Consider the following 6,272-nt stretch of genomic DNA (forward strand, 5'->3'; position numbering starts at 1 on the left):
ATTGATTACAATGGCTTCCGACGATTGTTTAGGCAATGTTATTAACGCTATATAACGAGGCATAACATCCGATTCCGTTACCCCAGCGTTACCCCAGATGCCAGCAGCACTCACAGCAAAATCCGTTGAATCCGCGAAAGCCGGATCATCCCGAAAAGAGATTCCGGATGGGGCCCTACAGGGGCTTTACCTGATCGTGCAGCCGTCTGGCGTCAAAAGCTGGGCGGTGCGCTACAGGCACGCCACCAAGCCGCGGAAAATGACTTTGGGGGGATATCCGGCCATCAGCTTGGCTGACGCCCGCAAAGTGGCGCAGAAGGCGCTGCGGATGGTTTCCGAAGGAAGAGACCCGGCAACGGAGAAAGCCGACGATGACGACGCACGGCCGGCGCATATGGATCTGGTACCCGCGGTGCTTGACGAGTTCGTGACCCGCTATGTCGAGGTGAAAAACAGCCAGTCTTACATTGATGAAACAAAGCGCATCATCGAGGCCGATCTGAAACCGGCTTGGAAGCAAAAGCTCATCAAGGCCGTAACGAAGCGCGACGTTCTGCGGCTGCTGGACACGATTGTTGATCGGGGCGCGCCGATTATGGCGAACCGGGTCCGGGCGCTCCTGAGTAAATTTTTCGCATGGTGTGTTGAGCGAGACATCATCGAGTTTACGCCCATGACATCGATCAAGCCGCCCGGCAAGGAAAAGACCCGCGACAGGGTTTTGTCAGACGACGAAATAGCGCTTGTCTTGAAGGCGTGTGACGCGATTGGCGCACCATTCGGCCCCATGGTGAAGATGCTTTTCTTTACCGGCCAGCGCCGCACGGAAGTGGCGGGAGCCCGTTTCGCAGAATTGGAGATTGAGGGGAACAATCAGGTGTGGGTGATCCCGCCAGAAAGGGCGAAGAACAAGAAGGAACACTTCGTGCCGCTGACAAGTGCCGTGCTTGACCTAATCAGTTCCTTGCCGCGGATTGTCCCGGCAGAAGGAAAGAAGGCCGTATTTCTGTTCACCACGAACGGGAGAACACCCGTTTCAGGCTTTTCAAAAGCAAAGAAGACCGTCGATAAAGCGATGATCGACATTTCGCGGGAAACTGCGACGAAGGAAGGGAGAGATCCGGATAAAGTCAAGCTTGAGGCTTGGACGTTCCATGACATCCGGCGAACTGTCGCCAGCGGAATGGCAAGATTGAACGTCGCAGTTCATGTGGTCGAAGCAATTCTCAACCATAAATCCGGCAGCATCAGGGGTGTTGCAGCGGTTTATAATCGTTACGATTATGCGGACGAAAAGCGAGATGCTTTACTGGCTTGGTCGGAATATCTTGCACAGCTGGAAAAGCGGTTGAACTCCATCAATCATCATATTCCCGCCACTCCGCCTGAACAAAGCCGTCAAGTGCCTCAATAGCTCGTCCTAGATGCTTGTAATTTATCCGGTTTTTCCCGAACCACTCCGACTTACGGAAATATTTCTTCGTCTTAGCTGCCTTGTCTAGGTCAATCATCGTCCACCCGATCTCAAAGCAGCGCCTTCGTATTTCATCTAAGAGCGCAATCCCTGTCGCTTTGTAGGGCTTACGACTTCTTCTCATCCCATGATAGCGAGCAACGTACCGTATATTGACAATGCTGGAGTGTGGGAACGCTTCACATAGATCTTTGATGCTACCCGATGGGTAAAGTTTCCGAAGCTTTGATATCTCCGCGGCCGTCCATTGATGCGCGGGCTTTCTCAGCCCCATTTGGGCGCACTGCCAGCCTATGGCACCACGGGTACGGTTTAGCGCCTTTTCCATGGCGTCGTAGTCCGGGGCAAGCTTTCTTATTATCTCATACTCGGCCTCAGACCACAGTTTGTTGTGTCCGACATAACCAGTTTTGTGCGCGCGCTCTCTGGAGAGGGCAGCTACGCGCGCATACTTCGCATGATAAGCGAGATCCATGGCGCACCTCCGTAAGGTGTCCCATGAAAGCATGAGATGAACATATCATCAATCCGATATCCGCGCCGCGGGCACTAAGTCGAGCAAAGACATTTAGCGTCAAAAGACTCAACTTGACTCTTTACTAAGCCAGAACATAATAAGAACACGCGTGGCATGGCGGCGTGTGCCTATCGGAAAATCAGGGAAAGTTTTGAACTCTTGAACCGGAGAATGAGAACGTGCGCCCAGAAAGACGAGAACCGGAAGCCGATCCTATTGACCACATCATTGCATGGCACGACGGAGACAGCCGCGCTGCGATAGAAACCCTGATGGAAGACATCCAGCATTTGAGGTTGCAGCTAGCGCTGGCGACCGCTGCAATGGGCAACGGTTTCACAAGAGGGTGGAAACCCGAGGCCGAGCGGAAATGACATGCGCCATCGTCGCGGGATCGATCTTACCGGCGGCAACAACGACAATCTGCCGCCAAAGCCCACGGGCATCTTCGTCCCCCAGCGCGACCACTCCGCCACCTTGGCCGATCTGCCTCAATGGTATGTTCTCGGTGCTCAGTGTTGGCGGTGCAAGCGGGTCGGCATGCTGGATAGGTGGGCAATCCAGCGGAGGCATGGAAAGTTCAGATCGATCATTTCCATGAAACCGCTGTTGCGTTGTCTCGGATGCCAGAACCGCGAGAAAAACAGCTTTGTCCTCGCAAGGGCAAAAAGAGATTGGCCATGATAAATGAACGTGGTATTGCTGGGCGCCTTTGAGCCCCCCGCGCCGAACGCGCAAATATTCATTACAAGTTGCCGAGAGTTATTGACTCTCTTTTCGGGTTGTAGTGAAGCTTGAGCTTGGCGATGCATTACGTCGTCAGGGGACTAGGGGACTACATGAGATATATTTTACCTTTGCTGGCTTGCGGGCTGGCCGTTTCTTCGTGCGCAAAAAGACCAGACGCGATTGTCCCGGTGGACGTTCCGATGGCTGCCTACAGCAATCTCGATTGTCAGGCCCTGGCTCGCGAATATCTGAAAGAACAAGCATCGCTTTCTGCCGTTTCGAAGCAACAGCACGACGCCGCTACCGGCGATGCAGTCGGCGTCTTCCTCGTCGGTGTACCGATGTCGAGCACGTTCGGTGGTGACAAGGAAGGCCAGGTCGCTGTTGCCAAAGGCAAGGTCAATGCGATCGAGGCAAACATGAAGGCAAAGAGCTGCAACGTGCCCGCGCCCAGCAAACCGGGACACAAAGGAACATCCAAATGAGAGTTGGCCTTATCGCCTGTTCGCCTCGGCACTCATCCTCGCGGGTTGCCAGTCGGAAACAACGTTCAATCAAGGGCAGGAACTGATTGCCGGCAGTCCAGCGATCAAGAAGGATGTTATCAATACCTGCTATTCCAAAACCAAAACGGCGCCAGCGAGCGAGGCCGCCAGTATGGCAAGAGTTATGGGGGTCAGCCCGAAGAGCGATGTGGCGCGAACGTTCTGTAATCGCTTCTTCAACGCTGTGGCCAGCAAGCGAATAACTTACCGGGATTATACCCAAAAAACGCCAGCCTATATCCGTGCGATTCAAGGAAGATAGAATTATCGTGCGGCGATCACATGGGGATTTAATGAAATACTTACTACTCGCTATTTCGGCGACGGCCTTGACCGCCTGCCAGCAAGGGCCATTGGTAAAGTCAGAACCGTTCGACTGGAAAAAGGCGGTAGAAAGGAATGCCGAGCGGACCTGCCGCGACAAAAAAGGTACTGAACTTTATGAGAAGTGTTTTGAGCGTGAAGTGGCCAAGGGCACAAGCGAAGCGAGACAAATGGCGGCACACTTCAATGTAAAACTTCGCTGACCACCTTGCCGCGCTCTACCTCGCTTCACGCTGGCTTTGTCACCTCGGCCGCCGAGAACAGGGCCAGCATTTCCCGCATCATGGAAGTAACCAGACACCGCGACCCGCGCACCGTCGAAACCTATGTGCGCCGTGCTGATCGGTTCAAGGACCATGCTGGAGATCGTTTCCTATGACCGTTCACGACAACAACGAAGACAGCGGATACATCACCATCAATGGCAAAGAGCTACCAGCCAGTTTATCTCTTCGATCTGATGGATCCGTTCGGCTGGAAGTGACTGACCGCGATGCTGATTTTGGGCCTTCCTTGCCTGAACGCATCGATCTCGCACTCTTCCGCGGCGGGCGGCGCTTCGTTTCGCTGCTCGATTTACATCAAATGGGATATAAAACGAGGTTCGGGGTAGGAGCGCGAGTTTCTTTCGTATGTCGCTGGTCACTCGAAGACGTTCATTTGGATGACGTGAAAGAGGCAGTCTGCGACAGGTGGGTGATTGGAATACATTCTCTCGATAAAGTTTTCCGCGTTAACGGCTTGCAGCATACTATTGAAAGAGACGGAAACGATCATCAGAGTTACGGATGGAAATATAGTTTGCCTGATCCAGCGGTGATTGATTGCACCAAAGCTGGCGTTAGGCTGTCGTTTTGTCAGTCAATAACTCAAAATCGATTGGAAGAAGAAGGCGCGCATATTAAATTAGGCTACCCACTCATCGTGGAGACCGAAACCCAGATCGATTTGAACAAGGCTCAGGCGCTATTCTATAAGCTTCGCGCCTTTTTCTCTATTTGCTACGGAAAGGAACTGGGTCTGAAGCGGATATCCTTTCGCATCGAAGGCATAGAGAATGCTATTAATGTCCAAGGCTTTCAGCGTCTCGATCTTGCGGAATTCCCAATCCATCCACTAGTAAATCCCTCTGCCGATCAGTTGGCAGAGAGCATTGATCAGTGGCTGGTCAATTTTGACAAGATTGCCGATGCGGTGCATCTCCAGTTGCAAGGGATTACCCAAAAAATTGTCCCAAGCCTGCGGTTTCTAACTTTCATGCAAGCGATTGAATCGCTTCACAGGAAGACCGTCCAACTGCCGCCGAGCTCTCCAGTAGATTTCGCACCGATCGAGGCATCTCTACAGGAAAATAAGGTATCTTCAGACGTTATCGCTCGGATAAAGGGTATGCTCTCGATGAGTAGCGATCCGGGGCTTAGGAATCGGCTTAAAGACTACTTGAAACAGTTCCAATCCGAACTAGTCGGCCTCTCCGATTCAAAGCAAAGAGCAAGGTTCATCCAAGCAACTGTGTCGACGCGAAACCATTTCGTGCACAGACTTGAGCCTGATAAGCATGTTCTTTCCGGCTCAAACCTTTGGAACGCCACAGAGACGCTTAAGGCCATTTCTCATCTCGCAATTATGGCAGAGGTAGGGATTCCCACGTCCGGCGTCGGTCAGCGGATGCATTCAGGCTTCATCAGTCGCGCGACATGATTTTATTATCGATAACTGGTCTTCTCGCTACTCATCCCAAGCAGCTTCGAGGTGCCCACCGAGCGCCCTTGCGCCTCGCTGGATGGCCTTGAAGTTAGGGTATTTGCTTCTGCAGCCGCGTGACCGGACATAGCGGCCAATGCCAGCCTCGTCGTCAACGTCTGTCACACACCAGCCTGGAGCGGGTTTTGATAGAGGCAAGCCGATGTTCTCGTTGAGAAAAACCTAATTTAGACTAATGGACGCCGACGTTCTCAAATAGTTCGCTAGCCGTTCTACGATGGTTATGACGGTGACGGTCTGGAATGGCTACCTCACCCACGCGGACTTTCCGCCGCACACCTCGCATCAAATCCGGCCGATCAGGAGACCACCAATTCGTTTGAGGGCGTCAGCGAATGACACGCCGAGAGCAACGCCGCCAATCCCGATCATGCTCAAAGCCCCTATACCCATCAGCCGCCAACGTCGGACGTCATCCGTGACGGGCTTCATTTCAGCCACATCTTCGTTCACAGAGGCGACAGAGCTTTCTACGCGTGCAATCCTGTCAACTGCCTCATCAAGCCGCCTGTGAACCCCTGCGCGGCTTTCTGCTGATTTATCCTCTGACCGCTGGAGCGAGGCCTTCATTTCGCGCATGTCGTCTTGTATGCCACGAAGGCCGGCGACAAGTTCTCCAAGCTGCCGATGAACTGCAGCGTCTATTTCAGGTGCCATCGGCAAAAACCCTTGCGATGCGAGTAAAAGAAAGCCCCCGGCCAGAGGTCGAGGGCGATGCGTCAATGAAGATGGTCCGGTTAGTTTTCTTTTATCTTGACTGAGAGCCTATCCCGTACATCCATCAGGGTCACATTTATCAAGTATATTACCAGTCCTATGTCTGCCTTTTCAGCCAACCGAAGAGCAGCAATCAGGTGATCTTCAATCGCCCGTAGCGTTGGTCTATCCATAATCAAATCTCCTAAAGTATTGGCGATAT

The 6,272-nt window shown here is 52.8% G+C and carries 8 protein-coding genes; 5 read left to right on the forward strand and 3 right to left on the reverse strand.

Going from position 1 to position 6,272, the window contains the following annotated elements:
* Window positions 1-97: 97 nt before the first annotated feature.
* Window positions 98-1,414: a tyrosine-type recombinase/integrase gene (locus AC5I5B_RS21285; RefSeq protein WP_495752791.1), complete on the forward strand. Its 1,317-nt coding sequence runs from the start codon at window positions 98-100 to the stop codon at window positions 1,412-1,414.
* On the opposite strand, the gene AC5I5B_RS21290 is transcribed toward AC5I5B_RS21285, so the two are convergent.
* Window positions 1,359-1,949 carry a hypothetical protein gene (locus tag AC5I5B_RS21290; protein ID WP_495752792.1) on the reverse strand — a complete coding sequence of 197 codons (591 nt, stop codon included), beginning with the start codon at window positions 1,947-1,949 and terminating at the stop codon, window positions 1,359-1,361. The genes AC5I5B_RS21285 and AC5I5B_RS21290 overlap by 56 nt on opposite strands.
* A gap of 417 nt (window positions 1,950-2,366) precedes the next feature.
* Between AC5I5B_RS21290 and AC5I5B_RS21295 the strand changes: the two genes are divergently transcribed.
* The 4 genes from AC5I5B_RS21295 (at window position 2,367) to AC5I5B_RS21310 (ending at window position 5,290) form a co-directional block, all read left to right on the forward strand.
* Window positions 2,367-2,675 carry a hypothetical protein gene (locus tag AC5I5B_RS21295; protein ID WP_495752793.1) on the forward strand — a complete coding sequence of 103 codons (309 nt, stop codon included), beginning with the start codon at window positions 2,367-2,369 and terminating at the stop codon, window positions 2,673-2,675.
* Window positions 2,676-2,830: 155 nt separating this feature from the next.
* The gene (locus AC5I5B_RS21300) at window positions 2,831-3,205 is read left to right on the forward strand and encodes a hypothetical protein (RefSeq protein WP_495752794.1); all 375 of its coding nucleotides are present in this window, start codon (window positions 2,831-2,833) and stop codon (window positions 3,203-3,205) included.
* 353 nt (window positions 3,206-3,558) lie between these two features.
* Entirely contained in the window at window positions 3,559-3,792 is a 234-nt protein-coding gene (locus tag AC5I5B_RS21305; protein ID WP_495752795.1) for a hypothetical protein, read from the forward strand.
* Window positions 3,793-3,964: 172 nt separating this feature from the next.
* On the forward strand, window positions 3,965-5,290 hold the full coding sequence (locus AC5I5B_RS21310) for a HEPN domain-containing protein (protein ID WP_495752796.1): 1,326 nt from the start codon (window positions 3,965-3,967) through the stop codon (window positions 5,288-5,290).
* A 348-nt stretch (window positions 5,291-5,638) separates the two neighbouring features.
* Here the strand turns inward: AC5I5B_RS21310 and AC5I5B_RS21315 are convergent, their stop codons facing one another.
* Together AC5I5B_RS21315 and AC5I5B_RS21320 are read right to left on the reverse strand one after the other, a co-directional pair.
* A complete protein-coding gene (locus tag AC5I5B_RS21315; RefSeq protein WP_004430610.1) occupies window positions 5,639-6,010 on the reverse strand; it encodes a DUF1515 family protein in 372 nt (123 codons plus the stop codon).
* A gap of 80 nt (window positions 6,011-6,090) precedes the next feature.
* Window positions 6,091-6,272: hypothetical protein (locus tag AC5I5B_RS21320; protein ID WP_495752797.1), on the reverse strand; the 182-nt coding region annotated here is incomplete at its 5' end.

Source organism: Agrobacterium sp. (assembly GCF_059499945.1).